At 68.7% G+C, this 17,570-nt stretch carries 6 protein-coding genes; all 6 read left to right on the top strand.

The features are described 5' to 3' along the window. Positions 1-711 precede the first annotated feature (711 nt). The 6 genes from AB0F03_RS35360 to drmC all read left to right on the top strand — a co-directional run bounded on the left by AB0F03_RS35360 (position 712) and on the right by drmC (position 17,322). Positions 712-3,126 carry a Helicase associated domain protein gene (locus tag AB0F03_RS35360; RefSeq protein WP_361999951.1) on the top strand — a complete coding sequence of 805 codons (2,415 nt, stop codon included), beginning with the start codon at positions 712-714 and terminating at the stop codon, positions 3,124-3,126. A gap of 347 nt (positions 3,127-3,473) precedes the next feature. Then, positions 3,474-6,728 carry a DISARM system SNF2-like helicase DrmD gene (gene drmD / locus AB0F03_RS35355; RefSeq protein ID WP_361999948.1) on the top strand — a complete coding sequence of 1,085 codons (3,255 nt, stop codon included), beginning with the start codon at positions 3,474-3,476 and terminating at the stop codon, positions 6,726-6,728. After that, the gene (locus AB0F03_RS35350; protein WP_361999945.1) at positions 6,725-10,801 is read left to right on the top strand and encodes a DNA methyltransferase; all 4,077 of its coding nucleotides are present in this window, start codon (positions 6,725-6,727) and stop codon (positions 10,799-10,801) included. The genes drmD and AB0F03_RS35350 overlap by 4 nt, the downstream gene beginning before the upstream one ends. Continuing rightward, positions 10,798-14,532, top strand: coding sequence for a DISARM system helicase DrmA (drmA, locus tag AB0F03_RS35345; protein ID WP_361999942.1), 3,735 nt, complete (start codon positions 10,798-10,800; stop codon positions 14,530-14,532). The genes AB0F03_RS35350 and drmA overlap by 4 nt, the downstream gene beginning before the upstream one ends. After that, on the top strand, positions 14,529-16,562 hold the full coding sequence (locus AB0F03_RS35340; protein WP_361999940.1) for a DUF1998 domain-containing protein: 2,034 nt from the start codon (positions 14,529-14,531) through the stop codon (positions 16,560-16,562). Before drmA ends, AB0F03_RS35340 begins: the two co-directional genes overlap by 4 nt. After that, positions 16,537-17,322, top strand: coding sequence for a DISARM system phospholipase D-like protein DrmC (gene drmC / locus AB0F03_RS35335; RefSeq protein WP_361999937.1), 786 nt, complete (start codon positions 16,537-16,539; stop codon positions 17,320-17,322). Before AB0F03_RS35340 ends, drmC begins: the two co-directional genes overlap by 26 nt. Positions 17,323-17,570: the final 248 nt, after the last annotated feature.

Genomic DNA, 17,570 nt, shown 5'->3' with positions numbered 1-17,570 from the left:
GCGACTTCATCGACGTCCGCGATGTCGCCCGGGCCGTGCACGCCGCCTCGCTCTCCGCCGCACAGGGCGTGATCAACATCGGCTCCGGCCGCGCCCGAGGGTTGATGCTCCTTGCGCTGCGCTCCAGGAGCTGGTCCGGGCTCAGCCCGGACCGTGCAGTCTCCGCTGCGCTCCGACTCGCAGGCCTCGCGCTGCGCGCAAGGCACGGGCCACGCTCTGCGCGGCCCGAAGTCGGCAGTAGTGGGCGGGGGTGGGGCTCGCTGAGGAGTGGATATGAAGTTCCTGAAGAGGGATCAGAAACCAACCGCGGGCAGGAGAGGGCGATCCGAGGCCCCAGGGACTCTACTTACAGGGGGTGAACCGGCTCGCCAGCTGCTGCGATCCGGTTCCGTCTGGCAGGGCTCAGTCGCACGAGACCTCTATGCACAGGGCAGTCTGATGGAGTATCAGGACGGTGCCGGCTGCTGGGGTTGCTCAGTGGGTTCCGGCGGAAGATGTGGGCGCGCATTGTCCCACTTCCGGCGGCCGCGTGGAGAAGGACAGTCGAACCCGTGGAGAGCATGTGTTTGGGCGGGACAGTTGTGGGTGTGTCTTTCGGGGGGCGGCTCTGCAGTCACCCGGAAGAGTGGTTGCATCAAAACGATCCGGGATAGATTCTGTAATTAGGGGCTACTGCCCCCGTTGGTCGGGCAGGGAAGGCAGGAAGATCTCGTGTCGGGTCGGCATCGGCTTCGCCCCCATCAGATCGAGGCTGTGGATGCGGTAGTGCGGGCGCTGGCGCGGCCGACGGGTGAGATGTGGTCTGAGGGCGGGTTGCGGGCCCAGGTCGTTGCGGCCACAGGGGCGGGCAAAAGCCTGGTTGGAGTGCATGCGGCGCTGGAGTTGCGTGCGGGGCGGGTGTTGGTGCTGGTTCCCACGCTCGATCTGCTGGGGCAGATGGTGGGAGTGTGGCGGGCAGCGGGGCGTGCGGGGCCGCTGTTCGGGGTGTGCTCGCCGCGTGAGGGCGGGGCGCTGGGAGTGCGGTGCACAACGGACGCGGACCAGTTGGTGGTGTGGGCGCGTCGTGAGCGGGTGACGGTGTTCGCTACGTATGCGGCTTTGGGGTTGGGGGTGTTGGAGCGGGCTCATGCTGGTGGCCTGGGGCGGTGGGATCTGGTGGTGGTGGATGAGGCGCACCGGACCTCGGGGGTGTTGGGGAAGCCGTGGGCGGCGGTGCATGACCAGGGGAAGGTGCCGGCGGCGCGGCGTTTGTACATGACGGCGACGCCGAGGCTGTGGGACGCCACGTCTGAGGGTGGGATGGGGCGGCTGGTTGCCTCGATGGACGACGAGAGCGTGTTTGGGCCGGTGGTGTACCGGTTGACGCTATCGGAGGCGATCGAGCGGGGGCTGGTCGCTCGGTATCAGGTGGTGTGCGTGGACATCGCTGATCCACAGGTGCAGGCGGTACAGCTGGTGGGCTCGGATGCGCGCAGTGATGTGGTGCGGGGGCTGCGGTTGGCCGCATTGCAGACGGCGGTTTTGAAGACGGCGGCCGAGCAGGGGCTGGGGCGGCTGTTGACCTTCCATTACCGCACGAGTGAGGCGGAGGCCTTCGCGAGCGGGCTGGGTGGGGTGGCGAAGGCGTTGTGGGAGAGCGGTGAGGGGGCGTACCCGGAACCGGGGGCGGTATGGGCGGAGTGGCTGTGCGGAGAGCACAAGATGGGGCACCGGCGGCGGGTGCTGGAGGAGTTCTCCTCGGGGCGTGCGGCGGATGGGCAGGGGTGGGAGCGGTGCGTGCTGTCGTCGGTGCGGGTGCTGGGCGAGGGGGTGGATACCCCGGGTTGTGACGCGGTGGTCTTCGCGGACGTGCGGGGCTCGGTGCCCGACGTGGTCCAGGCCGTGGGGCGTGCCTTGCGGATGCAGCCGGGTGAGGGCAAGATCGCTTCGCTGGTGGTGCCTGTGTTCCTGGGGCCGGGCGAGGAGCCGGACGAGATGCTCGCCTCAAAGGCGTATGAGGATCTGGCGAAGCTGCTGAGCGCGCTGCGGGCGCATGATGCCGAGACGGTCGAGCAATTGGCCGTCCCGCAGGCTCCCAGCCGGTCGGTGTCGGCCTCAGCTGCCGCGGGTTCCAGCGGTGGGATCGGGACGGCGGCGCAGGGGCTGCTGTCGTTTTCGACGCGCCGGGATCCGGCTCAGTTGGCGGCGTTCATCAGCGCGCGGGTGCTGAAGCCGGAGGGCGAGTTCTGGCGGCGGGGCCTGCAAGCGGCGCTCGCCTTTCGCGGTGACCACGGGCATCTGCGCGTTCCCTACGGCCACGCGGCGCCCGACGGCTTCCCGCTGGGGGTGTGGATTTCCAATCAGCGGCGCCTGCACCGCCAGGGCGCCCTCAGCCCGGAACGAGTCGCGCAGTTGGACGAGCTCGGCATGGTGTGGTCCCACTTCACCGTCGCCTTCGACGAGGGTCTGGCCGCGGCCCGCGGCTGGGCCGCCGAGCATGGCCATCTGCTAGCCCCTACCGAGGCCACCTGGGAGAACTATCCCGTCGGTGTCTGGCTGAAGAACCAGCGTGCTGCTGCCCGGCGGGCCGAGAACCGTCAGGCGGCGGGGCAGGAGACGGACTCTGATGCCGGTGTACTGAGCAGGGAGCGGCGCCGTGCCCTGGAGAAGATCGATCCCGCCTGGTGTCCGGTATGGCCGGTGGCGTGGCAGCGGTGCTTCCACCTCGCCCGTACGCACCTGCACGCCGAGGGTGCGCTTCCGGACCGGGAGGGCGTGCTGATCCTGCAGGGCGAGGACATCGGACGCTGGGTGCGAGCCCAGCGACAGGAGTGGGAGATGCTGAGCACCGCGCAGCAGTGGCTGCTCGGCGAGGTGCTGGGCATCGAGCCCCTCCCGGAACAGCCTGCCGTCCCGGTGGCTGCACCGCGGCGCAGCCGGGCGCAGAAATGGGAGGCGAACCTGGCGGCGGCCCGCCAGTACCGCACCCGGGAGGGACATCTGAACGTACCTCGATCGCACATCGAAACCGTTGACGGGGCCGAGCTGGCGCTCGGTGTCTTCATCGCCAACTCTCGTAGCCGCAAAGCCGGCCTTGCCCCCGAACGGCTCGAGGAACTGTCGACGCTGGGCATGCGCTGGTCTTGATCAGCCGGTGCGCGAATCAGGCCGACGGGGTGTGCCTGTGTTCGGTACAGGTTGTCGGCCCTGGTGCCCGGCACGTTTCTTGGTGCGGGCCTTGGCGAGCCAGGGGCCGCATGCAGTTCGCGCTGTGGCGGCGGCGCCTGCCTAGTGCCGCGGCAGGGGATCTCGCGTGGGCTGCGTACCAAGCCGAGGCTGTCGGCGTGGAGAGACCGACGAGGACCCTCTTCGAGGCGTACGGTCGGTTCCGCCAAGGCCGCCACTGAGCAGCGCCGGCGCGAAGCTTGCCCCCTGCCGCAGGTCGTTGTAACTCCTCTACGATGCCTCCACAAGCGATCTAGCGGGTAATCGGATTGACGCGGCCTCAGGGATGTCGGGGGGCAAACCGCTTCAGGGTTTTGGGGGTTGCAGGGATGCCTGATGTCGTCGAGGCGGAGTCGACTGGTGCGCCGACGGCGCCGAGTCTGCCGTCGGTCCCTGAGCCAGGACAGGTCGTCAATGTCCGGGGTTCTACCTGGGCGGTGGCGGACGTGCGCCAGCAGGGGTTGCCGCGCAGCCCCGCCGATGAGGGCAGCGCGCAGCTCACCCACGTGGTCAGCCTCCAGTCGCTGGAGGAGGACCGCCTGGGCGAGGAGCTGGCAGTGGTCTGGGAGCTGGAGGTCGGACACACCGTCGCCCCCGATCAGGGGTTGCCGGAGACCATCGGGGTGGACGGCTTCGACGATCCCAACACCTTGACGGCGTTTGTGGACGCGGTGCGCTGGGGTGCGGTCACTTCGGCCGACGCCGATTCCTATCAGGCGCCGTTCCGTAGCGGCGCCAACGTCGAGGCGTATCAGCTGGAGCCGCTGCGCCGCGCGCTGCAGTCTTCGCGTACCAACCTGCTCCTGGCCGATGACGTCGGCTTGGGCAAGACCATCGAGGCCGGCCTGGTCATTCAGGAGCTGCTGCTGCGGCACCGGGCCCGCTCGGTCGTCATCGTCTGCCCGCCGAGCCTTGCCCTGAAGTGGCAGGACGAGATGCGGGAGAAGTTCGGCCTGGACTTCGTGATCGTCAACAGCGAGCTCATGGCGCAGGTACGGCGTAGTCACGGGCTGAACGCGAACCCCTTCCGGCTCTTCCCGCGGGTCATTGTGAGCATGTCGTGGTTGCCGACGGTGCGCGCGCAGCGTCTGCTGCGCGCGATCTACGCCGACGCTCGGGACACGGCCACGGCCCGGCGCTTCGCGTTCGACGTGCTCGTCGTCGACGAGGCCCACCACGTTGCGCCTGCCAGCCCCAGCGCGGCGGACGGGCACCGCGGATACGCCGTGGACAGCCAGCGTACGACCGCCGCCAGGGAGCTGGCCGAGCGGTGCGAGCACCGCCTGTTTCTGTCCGCCACCCCGCACAACGGCTATCCGGAGTCGTTCACCGCGTTGCTGGAGATGATCGACGGCCGCCGGTTCAGCCGCGGTGCTCTCCTCGACGAGCGGGCGCTACGTGAGGTGACGGTGCGTCGACTGAAGACGGAGCTGAAGGACAAGGGCTTTAAGACACGTCGGCTGAAGACGATCGACTTCACTCCGGACGGTGACGAGCAGCAGCAGTTCGCGGTCCTGGAGCGCCTCCTGGCCGAAAGTGCCCGCGCCAACGGCAAGAAGCGCTCAGGCGACATCGTGGCGATGCTGCTGAAGAAGCGCTTCCTGTCGAGCCCGTGGTCGTTCGCTCGCACGCTGGAGCTCTATGAGCAGGCCGCCGTCACCGGCAGGCTGCCGGATTTGGATGACGAGGACGAGTATTACCAGGAGGTTCTCGGCAGCCGGCAGTCCGATGAGGAGGAGGGCCAGGCGGACCAGCCGGAGTTCACCGCCCTGCGGCAGAGCAAGGGCTCTGATCCGTTGGTAGCCGCAACGGGCCAGGAGATTTCCGCCCTGCTCGCGTGGGGCCGCCGCTTCGAGCACCGGCCGGACTCCCGCCTTGAGGCTTTGATTCGCTTCCTGGACGCGATCTGCCGCCCGGACGGCACGACCTGGACCAATGAACGGGTGGTGGTGTTCACCGAGTACGCCGCCACCTTGGACTGGATTGCCGGCGTGCTCACCCAGCGCGGTTACGGCGAGGTGCTGGCCACCATCCAGGGGTCGACGCCGACCGAGGAGCGGGAGGAGATACGCGCCCGCTTCACCGAGGACCCGAGTAAGGATCGCGTGCGCGTGCTCGTCGCCACCGACTCGGCCGGCGAGGGCATCGACCTACAGGCGTACTGCCACCGCCTGGTCAACTTCGACATCCCGTTCAACCCCTCCCGGCTTGAGCAGCGGATCGGGCGCATCGACCGCTACGGGCAGCACCACACGCCAGAGATCTACCACTTCCAGCCCGACTCGACCTCCGCGACCTACGCCGCGGACATGGACTTCATGCGCCGCATAGCGGAGAAGGTCGGCAAGGTCGCCCACGACCTCGGCTCGGTCAACCAGATCATCGACGCCGAGCTACAGGAGCACTTCAGCCCGACCACGGCCACCCGCAAGACCAGGTCGGCTGACCACGACAGCGGCGACGCGATCATTACCCGCGCGCTGGCGGGCGGCATGGAACTCAACCGCCGGCTCACCGAGCTGTCCCGCACCTACGACCAGCGCAAGCTGGAGATGCACCTCACGCCCGGCAACGCGCGCCGGGTGGTGGATGCGGCCCTGGCGCTCACCGCCCAACCGCCGCTGATCGAGGTCGGCGACGACCGCACCGACGCCAAGGTGTTCCAGATCCCTTCGCTCGGGTCGGCCTGGCAGCACACCCTCGAGGGGCTCGACACCCGACTGAACCCGGGCGTCCTGCGGCCGATCACCTTTGACGACCAGGCCGCGCAGAACCGCACTGACCTGGTCCACGTCCACCTCGGCCACGCGCTGATGCAGCGGTCAGCCCGGCTGCTGCGCAGCGCGCTGTTCGGCGTCGACTCCCCGGTGCACCGGGTCACCGCGGTCGTGGTCCAGGACCTGCCGCAGTCGTGCGTGGCCGCCGTCTCCCGGCTGGTCCTCGTCGGGCGCGGAGGCCTGCGGCTGCACGAGGAGGTCTTCCTCACCGGCCTCCGCCTGCGGGGCCAGGCCATGGCCGAGAAAAAGGTCGAAGAGGTGCTCGACCAGGCCCTCGACGCGGAACACCTGGACCTGGCCGACGACAGCGTGCGCGCCGCCCTCGCCCAGCTGTGGAACGCGGAGGACTCCCGGCTGCGGACCCGGCTGCTCAACGCGGTGGCGCGCCGGGCTGAGACCCACCAAGAGCGGGTCACCGAGGCCCTGCGCGAGCGCCGGGAATCCGACATCGCCCGCGCCCGGGAAATCTTCTCCGCCTTCCGGCTCAACCTGGAAGAGTCCCGCGAGCGGCTGGCGCGGGACATCCAGGCCCAGGAAGAGCTGCTGTTCGCCGACGACCAGCAGGCGCAGCGGCGCCGAGACCTGCGGGCGATGGAGGACCGGCTGGCCAACCTCCACGAGGAGGAGCAGCGCGAGATCACCGCGATCGGCGAACGGTACGCCGACGTCAAACCGCACGTGTCCGCCGCGGCCGTGGTCTTCGCGCTGACCCCGGCCGACGCCGAAGCAGGGAAGGTGCAGTCATGAGGCGCAAGTCCGCCGGGCCAGCGCGTTCCGCCGCCGACCTCCACCGCGAGTGGCTGGAACTGGTCGACGCCGACGGGCCGTTCCTTTCCGTGCCCGCCCTCAAGCGCGTCTGGCCGCAGGGGATGCCGCAGCTCGGCGCCGACCAGGTAGCCCTGCTCAAGGAAGCCAAGCCCGCGTTCGAGAAGGCGTGGGAGGACTGGGACCTGCACCGGGACGACTCGGCGGGGCTCGACCGCTACCGCGAGGCCCGCGACGCGTGGGGCGAGCTGGTCCTGCGGAACATCCTCGGCTGGGGAGACCACTACAGCACCGACCTGACCGGGGCGCTGTTCGCGGAGGCGGCCGGCGGTGTGCGCTCGCCCAACCACGCCCTGACAGTCACGCCCACCGGGGCGCTCGCCCACGGCGAGACGATCGGCGCGCTGGTCCTGGTCGTCGACCCGGTCGACTCGCTGCGCGATCCGCTGGACGACGGCTGGGCGACCAGCCCGATCGACCGCATGGAAGAGCTGCTGCGCATTGGAAAGGTGGCTGTCGGCGTCGTCACCGACGGGCGCTGGTGGGCGATCGTCAGCGCCCGCAAGGAGACGATGGCCGCCTCCGGCATCGTCGACGCCCAGACCTGGATCGAGGAACCGCAGACCCGCAACGCCTTCGTCGAACTGCTCCGGCTCCGGCGGCTGCTCGGCGGACGCCCCGAGGACCGGCTCACCGAGCTGTTCGGCGAATCGGTCGCCGCCGCCGAAGAGATCACCGAGGCGCTCGGCGTCCAGGTGCGCCGGGCGGTCGAGCTGCTCGTGCAGGCCCTGTCCGAGGCCGCACTGGACACCGTCCGCCATGACGAACCTGACCCTCTGCCGGCAGAGCGGTCGAACGTCTACGAGGCCGCCGTGACGGTGATGATGCGGGTGGTCTTCCTGCTCTTCGCCGAGGAGCGCGGCCTACTCCCGCAGACCCGGCTGTTCGCGATGGGCTACGGCATCAGCGACGAACTGGACGCCCTCGACCGTCGCGAACGCGAGGAGGGCAGCGAGACCCTCGACGGCACCCACCTGACCTGGCACCGCCTCCTGGCGACCTCTCAAGCGCTCTCGCGTGGTGCGTCGTTCGAGGACCTGCGCCTGCCCTCGTACGGCGGCTCGCTCTTCGACCCGGACCGATTCCCGTTCCTCACCGCTCGCAGTCCCCGTGGCACCCTGGCGATCACGGTGAGCGACCGGGTCATGCTGGAGGTACTGCGCTCGGTGCAGATGGCCCAGCTGCGGGGTGAACCGGCCCGGCGGATCTCCTTCCGCGACATAGACGTCGAGCAGATCGGCTACATCTACGAGGGCCTGCTCGGTTACTCCAGCAAGGAGGTCGACGAGGTCACCGTCGGCCTCATCGGCAAGCCCGGCGAAGAGCCCGAGATGTCGCTGGACGAGCTGGAGGCCATGGCCGCCCGGTACCGTGACCCGGCCAAGCTGGCCGACGCCATCCTCGCCTGGGTCAAGGAGGACCAGCCCGCCGCCAAGTCACCGACCAAAGCCGCGCTGGCCAGGGCCATCCGCGGTAGCAGCGAGGTCGAGGACGCCGAACGCGCCCTGCGCGCCGTCACCCCAGATGAGGCACTGCGCGACCGGCTGCGGCCCTTGATCGGCATCATCCGGCGGGACCTGCGTAACCGGCCCTTCGTCGTTGAGCCCGGCGGCGTGCTGCTCGTCGAAACCCCGTCCCGTGCCACGGCAGGCGCCCACTACACTCCGCGCAAGCTGGCGGAGGAGGTCGTCCAGTATGCCCTGGAGCCGCTGGTCTTCAAAGGCCCGCACCAGACCGCCGACCGCGACGCATGGGAGCCCGTTTCGTCCGACGACATCCTCGACCTCAAGGTCGCCGACATCGCCTGCGGCTCCGGCGCGTTCCTCGTCGCCGCAGCGCGGTACTTGGCAGCCCGGCTCGTCGAGGCTTGGCGTCGCCAGGGTGAGGCGGTAGGGACGGCGCACGACCTGTACGTCCACGCGATGAGGACGGTCGTCGCGAGATGCCTCTACGGCGCGGACATCAACGCAATGGCCGTGGAGATGTGCAAGCTGTCGCTCTGGCTGGTCTCCCTCGACCCGAAGCTGCCGTTCTCCTTCGTCGACGACAAGGTTCTACACGGCAACTCCCTGCTCGGCCTCACCGACGTCGAGCAGCTCCGCGCGCTGCACATCACCCCAGCCAAGGCGGCGGCGACACCGCTCTTCGACCTCGGCGAGGGAGCCGAGACGATCCGCCACCTCGACATCGACGGCGTAATCGCGAAGGCGACGAGACTGCGTCAGAACCTGGCGAGCGAGGTCAACGACGACGACCCTCAGCGCTCGGCCGCCACAAAGCGGCGGCAGTGGCGCGAGTACCAGGACCTGACCCGCCAACTCGCGGACGTCGCCGATGGCGTGATCGCCACCGGACTGCGGCTCGGTGGCAAGCCCGGCAAGGCGCTGACCGAGGCGTACGAGAACCTCCGCATCGCCGTCGGCCTCGCCTACCCCGCCGACGGCGGCGAGTCCAACCGCACCATGCTCGACGGCATCCTCACCGCCGGGCTCACGCCTGCGGTCGAGACGGACTACGAGCGGTGGAAGCCGCTGCACTGGATCCTCGCCGTACCGGACGTACTGGAACGCGGCGGCTTCGACGCGATCATCGGCAACCCGCCGTTCCTGGGCGGGCAGAAGCTCACCGGTGCCATGGGCACCAACGTCCGCGACTGGTTCGTCAACGTGCTGGCGGCCGGGACACGGGGCAGCGCCGACCTCGTTGCCTACTTCTTCCTGCGCGCGATGGCGATGCTCACACAGCGCGGCAACCTCGGTCTGATCGCGACGAACTCCGTCGCCCAGGGAGATACCCGCCAAGTCGGGCTCGACCGCATAGTCGCCGACGGATTCACCATCACCCGGGCGGTCCAAAGCCGTTCGTGGCCAGCCACCAGCGCAAACCTGGAATACGCAGCGATATGGGGAACCTGCGGTCCGGTGCCCCCGGATGCACCCCGGGTCGTCGATGACATCGTCGCGAAGCGGATCTCGACGCTTTTGGAGCCTACGGGTCGCACCGATGGCACCCCGGTTCGGCTGCGTGAGAACGCCGGCATCGCCTTTCAGGGCTGCATCGTCCTCGGCATGGGATTCGTACTGGACCCTGAAGAAGCCGCCGCGTGGATCAACGCCGACCCGCGAAACGCGGAGGTACTTTTCCCGTATCTGAACGGTGAGGACCTCAACTCGCGCGCGGACGTGACGCCATCCCGGTGGGTCATCGACCTCAACGATCGCTCAGAGACCGCGGCTGAGGTTTACAGGCTGCCATATCAGCGAGTGGTAGAGCTGGTGAAGCCGGATCGATTGAAGAACAATCGCAAGGTGTACCGGGACTACTGGTGGCAGTACGCCGAGAAACGCCCGGCCATGCGGAAGGCGATTGCGGGACTAGACGAGGTGCTGGTGACCACGAGGGTCAGCGATGTAGGGCTTCCCATGCGGGTGTCCACAGGGCAAGTTTTCAGTGATCGCCTCGCTGTCTTCGCGTCAAGCTCCTACGCTTTGCAAGCCGTACTTTCCTCGTCGCTTCACATTTGTTGGCTAATCAAGTATGGGACAACGCATGAATCGCGCTTGACCTATGGTCCAAGTGCTGTCTTTGAAACATTTCCCCGTCCGATCCTGACCGAACACCTGGCCAAGATTGGCAAGACCCTCGACATTGAGCGGCGCGAAATCATGCTGCGTCGCAATCTCGGACTGACGAAGATCTACAACCTGGTCAACGACCCAGATATTGCCGACGCGGCTGATCCCGACGTTGCGCGGCTGCGCCAGATCCACGTGGCGCTAGATGATGCGGTCATGGACGCCTATGGCTGGGGTGATGTCCCGCTGGGGCACGGATTCCACACCTACCGGCAGATCCGGCGGTGGATGGTCAGCCCGGCCGCCCGACTCGTGATCCTGGACCGGTTGCTGGAGGAGAATCACCGACGCGCTGCTGCGCACGGCGAGGAGCCGCCCTCGGCCGATGCCGGAGATGAGATCGAGGGTGAGGGCGAGTGAACACGCCCAGCGCGAATCCGGCCGGGACGCCGTCCTCTGCGAGGGTCGGAGACCAGCCGGAGTACCAGCTTGCGCACGAGCCGGACGGCCGGTCGTGGACGGCGCGGGAGAACTTGGTCGACATTCTCGAACGGGAGTTGCTCGGCCCGGCGGGGGGGCCCGAGGAGGTGCTGGACGGGGCGCCGGATGCGGCGTACCTCGTCGGCCGGATCGCCCCGTGCAAGCTCACCGTTAGCCGCGACGACCCGCAGGACGCCGACGCCGACGAGGCCGCCACAGATGTCGGTGACGCTGTCGACGCGGCCGAGAGCCGGGGCGTGCCCGTCACCGCTGTCGATGAGAGCAGCACGGGCGCGGACGAGGATGCCGGCGTTGAGGACCAGCCCCAGCAGCGTGGGCTGATGATTCCCGCGTCGATGGGGTTGCGCTATCAGATTCCCTCGGATCTTGACTCGTTCACGGTGACCGCGTCCTGGGGGATGTATGAGCCGGTCAAGGTGGAGGCCGAGGCCGCCGACGGGTCGCGCGTCCGCCGTTACAAGCGCACGCCGATCGAGATCGCCACGAAGGTCGCAGTAGCCGACACCAAGGCCGGGGACACGAGGGAGTTCCCGCTGAAGGACAAGGTCGTGCTGCGGATCGACCGGCACGACGACGAGGCGCGGGGCTGCCTAATCGTCGAGGTGGCGCTCTGCAACGACCGGGAGACGCCGCGCAAGATCCCGGTCGAGGCGTGGCTGTACCAGACCAAGCTGACCGTGGACGCCGGTGGCGCCGAGGTATTCCTCCCTGTCGCCGACCCCCTGGAGGACACCCGCTCCGAGTGGGACGAAGAGCTGCGACGGGTGAATCTGCAGTACCGCGACCGACTGGAGTTCGCCGTCGGGCGCACCTGCTCGGTGGACTGGCAGGTGGCGGCGGGCGCGCGGCGGGCCAGCACGGTGTGGACGACGTGGCTGCCGACCTGTCAGACGCCGCAGACCACGGCGGAGGAGATCGGCGAGGCGCTGCTGGACATGACCGCGCTCGCTATGGCGAGCCGGGAGGAGCTGCGGGCCGGCCTGGAGCCGATCGTCCGCGGATACGCGGCCTGGCTCGATGGCGAGGAGCAGTGCGCCGAGACTCTGCCGGAGCACCTTCGGCCGGAGGGGCTGGACGCGGTCAGCGAAGCACGCAAGGTGCAGCGCCAGCTCGCCGAGGGCCTGGAGCACCTGCTCGGCAACGAGGAGGCGCTGCGCTGCTTCCGGTTCATGAACAAGGTGATGGCGGACCAGCGCGTCCACACCCAGGTGGCCGAGTACCGGGCCAAGCACCCGCAGGTGAGCATCGAGGAGGCCCGCGCCACCGTGCTCGCCGACAAGGGTGCGAAGGCGCACTCGTGGCGTACCTTCCAGTTGGCCTTCATTCTGATGCAGTTGCCGCTGTTGACCGATCCGGCGGCGGAGAAGCGCTCCGGGAACTTGGCGAAGGCGCAGCTGTTGTTCTTCCCGACCGGCGGTGGCAAGACCGAGGCCTATCTGGGTTTGGCCGCGTACACCTTCGCGATCCGGCGGCGACAGGGCGTCGTGGCGACCCCGGACGGCCTGCTGGACGGCGGCGCGGGAGTGGCCGTGCTGATGCGCTACACGCTGCGGCTGCTCACGGCGCAGCAGTTCCAGCGGGCGACGGCGCTGGTGTGCGCGGCTGAGCTGGCGCGCAGCGCGGAGCCGGGGACGTGGGGGAATGAGCCCTTCCGGATCGGCCTGTGGGTGGGCACGGACGTGAGCCCGAAGCGGTTCGAGGAGGCGGCGGGGCAGCTGGAGAAGGCCAACAACCGATCGGGCTACCGGTTGACGGTGTTGCAGATCCAGCGGTGCCCCTGGTGCGGCAGCAAGATCACTGCTCGGGAAGTCAAGGCCGTCAAGGCGAGCCGTCGGGTGCACGTGTACTGCGGTGATGAACTCGCAAGCTGCCCGTTCGCCGAGGGCGGCCAGGTCGCCGGGGGGCTGCCGGTACTGACGGTGGATGAGGAGATCTACCGGCTCAGCCCAGCGTTCGTCATTGCCACCGTCGACAAGTTCGCCCGGCTGGCGAGGGAGGGCGAGGCCGCCTCCCTGTTCGGCTACGTGTCCCGGTACTGCGCGCGTCATGGATACGTGCACCCGGACTCCCGGTACTGCGAGCTGACCGACAACGGCAAGCATCCGGCCAAGGACGGTCTGCCGGCGGCGGGGCTCCGTCCGACGGGACGGCTGCGTCCGCCGGACCTGATCATCCAGGACGAGCTTCATCTGATCACCGGCGCACTTGGTACGACGGTGGGCTTGTTCGAGGTGGCGATCGACGTGATGGCGGCCTGGCGCGACGCGCAGGGACGGGCAGTTCGGCCGCTGCTGGTCGCCTCAACCGCGACCGCCCGCAACGCGGCCGAGCAGGTGCGCGCCCTCTACGGGCGTGATGTGACGATCTTCCCGCCCCAGGTGCTGGACGCCGGGAAGACGTTCTTCTCCAAGGAGGAGCCCGTCTCGGAGCGCTTCCCTGGCCGGCGCTATGTGGGTATCAGCACATCCGGGGTCCGGTTGACCACCGCGGAGATCCGGGTCGCCGAGGTCCTCATGGCCGGCGCGCAGTTGCTGCTCGACCGCTCTGGCACGGCCGCTGACCCCTACATGACCCTGGTCGGTTACTTCAGCGCCACCCGCGAACTGGCCGGCATGGCTCGCTATATGGGCGACGACATCCAGACCGCGCTCGCCAAGCGGCGGCCGTGGTCGAAGCTGCCTCGCCGCACCGGCACCGAGTACGGGGCGCTCCACACCGCGGAGCTCACCTCCCGCGTGGCCAGCGCCGACATCACCACCACGCTGGACCAGATGGCGGTGCCGTTCGACCCGGCCTTCGACTCTGCCGCCGGCAAGCGGGAGCGGCACGCGCTGCGGGAGGCAGGAAAACGACCTCCCGCCCGCGAGGTGAGTCCCTACGACGTGATCCTGGCTACGTCGATGCTGCAGGTGGGCGTGGACGTCACCCGGCTCGGGCTGATGCTCGTGGTCGGGCAGCCGAAGAACACGGCGGAGTACATTCAGGCATCCTCCCGCGTCGGACGTGTCGCGGATAAGCCCGGGCTGGTGGTCGCGCTGGGCAATTGGGCCCGGCCGCGGGATCTGGCGCATTTCGAGCAGTTCCGGCACTACCACGAGACCTTTTACGCCCGGGTCGAGGCGCTATCGGTCACCCCGTTCTCCGTGACGTCCTTGGAACGCGGGCTGGATGGCGTGCTGGCCAGCGCCGCCCGGGTGCTCGACGCCGTCCGCCCTGACGGGTTGTCGCCCGAGAAAGGCGCGGGTCTGATCACAGCCGAGCGTGACTTCGTTGAGCCGCTGATCGACAAGCTCGTGGCGCGGGTGCTGCGCGCGTCGGATGAGGACGCGGCCGACCGGGCGCGTCAGCGTCTGCGCAACCGGCTCGACCAGTGGGAGAAGCGGCGCACGTACCTGGCGGGCCTTCACAAGAGTTTGGTCTACGAGCGGATGTTGGACGAGGCCCATTTCGGCCCGCTCATGATCAGTGCCGAGAATGCCCGTTCCGTGGCGGACAGCAAGGATGCGCCGCCGTTCGTCGTGGCCAACTCGATGCGCGAGGTGCAGCCGGAGATCAACCTCCTGGTCAGTCCGATCAAGGAGAACCTGATCTTTGTGGAGCCGCCTAGGGCCCCAGCCTGGGACTTCACTCCGTCCAAGGAGGACACGTGACCGCCGAACTCACCGAGACGCGGTTCCTGTACGACGCGTCCAACGCTGTCGATCCGCTGGGCGACGCTGAGCGGGAGTCCGACGAGGGCCGCAAGCACAACCGGGCCAAGGTCGGCTCGGGCCGGCCCTCCTCCCTGCTGTACACCTACGGTCCGGGCGCCATCATGGACCTGCCGCAGTTCACGATCATGCCCTCCGGCCTCGACGACTGGGACCGGATCTGGCGCCGGCGCGACGGCATCCCCCAGATCCGCGCCCCGCGGCTGCGTCAGGCCGTGGCCATGCTGCTGCGCTCCCGGGACATCCAGCTTCGGCCCTATCCGTGGCAGGCGAAGAAGATGAGTCTGTCCACCGAGGGCAACGACCTGGGCGTGCCCGCTCGCGTCTTTCCCCAGTGGCTGCGCTGCACCGGCTGCGACATGCTCGGCGCCCTGGCCCAGTTCGACTACCGCAACACCCACCCCTACCGCACTGACCTGGCCTGCTTCGAGCACGCCCGGTGCACCGGCCGCGCTGGCGACCGCACCCGCAGGCCGACTCGCCGCACGGCGGTGCCCGCCCGCTACCTGCTGGCCTGCGTAGACGGCCACCTGGATGAGTTCCCCTACGACCGGTGGGTCCACCAGGGCCAGCGGTGCGACAAGGCGGAGTTCCCAGCGCTGAAGATGGTCGACCGCACGGCGGGCAAAGGCGCGTCGGCCGTGATCCGCTGCGAGTCCTGCGGCGCGCGGCGGCCGATGAACGAGGCCCAAGGCGAGGCTGGGCGGTCGAAGCTGCCGCGCTGCCGCGGGCGCCACCCGCACCTGGACGCGTTCGAGCCTGGCGGATGCGGCAACGCGACCCGCCTGATGCTCGTCGGCGCCTCCAACCTGTGGTTCCCAGCGACGCACTCGATCATCGTCATGCCGGAGTCCTCCGAGGAACGCAAGAGCGACCTCGCCGACCAGATCCGCACCGCCCTGGGCGAGAAGCTGGCGAAATACCGCGACAACCTCAGCATCCTGCGAGACCTGCTGGACGACAAGGTTGACATCACTGACCTGTCGAATGCGGAGCTGGCCGAGGCCGTGGCGGCAGCCGACGCGCCACCGGCCTCCGAGGCGGAACAGGAAGAGCGCATCCGCACCTGGGACCCCGTCGGCCTACTCGTCCCCGAATGGCTCTACCTGCAAAAGGACGTCCTCGGACCCGGGGTCGAGGACCCGGCAAGCGGTCTCACCCTTTCGAAACGGGAGCGCGACCCCGACCTGCCGCCGCAAGTCACCCGCGTGCTCGCGGTCGAGAGGCTGCGCAAAGTCAACGCGCTGATCGGCTTCACCCGGATTGACGCCATGGACCGCGTCGGGGACCTGCCGCGCCGACTCGCCCCGCTGACCCGCACCGCCCGCCCGACCTGGACCGTCGCCACCGAGGACCGCGGGGAGGGCATCTTCCTGCAACTCGACGACCAGGCTGTCGCGGCGTGGGAGGAGCAGGTCTCCACCACCAACATTTGGCAGGCGCACCGTGACGCCCACCGACGCAACTTCTACCGCCGCTTCTCCGAAACCGCCGACCAGGTCGACCCCGACACCCGACTGAAGCCGCCGCGCTACTGGCTCGTCCACACCCTCGCCCACGCCCTGATCCGCGAACTGGCCATGACCTGCGGCTACTCTGCAGCCAGCCTGAGCGAGCGCCTGTACGCATGGCCGGAATCCGAGGGACGAGCGGCCGCCGCCGGCCTGCTGATCTGCACCACCGCCTCCGATAGCGACGGCACGCTCGGCGGACTGGTGCAGCTGAGTGAGCCGACGCGCCTGCAAGGGGTCGTCTCCCGAGCCCTCTACCGCGCGGCCCGGTGCTCCTCGGACCCGATCTGCGCGACCCGCACACCGCAGGACCCGGAGGACTTCCTCCACGGCGCCGCCTGCCACTGCTGCGTCATGGCCTCGGAGACCTCGTGCGAGCGGGCCAACCGCTTCCTCGACCGCCGGTTCCTCGTCGACCTGCCCGGGAGCGACCTTGGATTCTTCGACCACGCCGGTTGACCCATCGGCGGCGAGGAAGCTAGGGCAGCTCCTCACCGGAACCGAGGCCCGGGAGATAGCCGACCGGCTCGCCGACGGCGACACGCTCACCGCCGCGCTCAAGGTGGTCGCCGCGGGACGCCGACCCGAGGTACGGGCACTCCTGGAACACGGCGCCGCATCGGGAGCGCCGGGTACGGCCCACATCGTGGCCGTGCTGCGTGCAGTGGAAGGCGCGCGGTCAATCACCACCGCCCTCGACCCGCTGTGGACCATGCCCGGCCACCTAGCCCAGGCCGGTCCGCTGACCAGCTCCGTCACTCACCTCGTCGACAACTCCCGCCAGTCCGTCACCTGCTCGACCTTCAACTTCCAGCGATCATCAGGACTTTGGAAAGCTTTGCGCCGGGCAGCCCGCCGCCCGGAGATCGAGGTGCGGGTCTATCTCGACACCCAAGCGGCCGATCAGCACCCGAAAACCTGGTCACCGACCACAGCGGAGGTGGCCGCGCACCTCCGCCCGGGGATCGTCTTACGGACAAAGGACTTCGACGGAGCCCACATCCGCAACCACGCGAAGTTCCTCGCCATCGACCACCGCTTCCTCCTGGTGACCAGCGCCAACTTCTCCTGGAGCGCAGAGCATGGCAACGTCGAGTTCGGCGTACTCATCGACAACCCCAACCTGACCGAGTCCGTCGAACGCGAGATGCGCCGCACAGAGGACCTCCTATACGAACGTGTTTTCGTGCCGGAGATCAGTGCCAGCCAGGGCACATAGTTGACCATGAGGTGCTGCGGCGGCACGACGAGAACTCCCTCACCCTTCTGGGTGCATCCCGCGCTGAGGCCGAGCCCTAGGTCCGTGCGGGAGACCACGCGTGCCACTATGCCCAGAACACGAAGCTCTCCACCAATACGTTAGAAAGGCGAAACCTACCGGTTCGCCCCTCGCGGCAGGACCCTCAGGTCACTACCTGCGAGACCAGCAACGAAGCTGGCTGCGGAGAACCGGCGCAGTGGTTCGCC

It is taken from the genome of Streptomyces sp. NPDC028722 (assembly GCF_040637655.1).
Lineage (GTDB): Bacteria > Actinomycetota > Actinomycetes > Streptomycetales > Streptomycetaceae > Streptomyces.
Note: the sequence above shows the minus strand (reverse complement) of the source record. Positions and strands in the feature narration are given on the sequence as shown.

What these genes read in the sequence shown, in the direction of transcription:
- AB0F03_RS35350 (WP_361999945.1), top strand. Translation starts at nt 6,725, where the DNA reads ATGAGGCGCAAGTCCGCCGGGCCAGCGCGTTCCGCCGCCGACCTCCAC.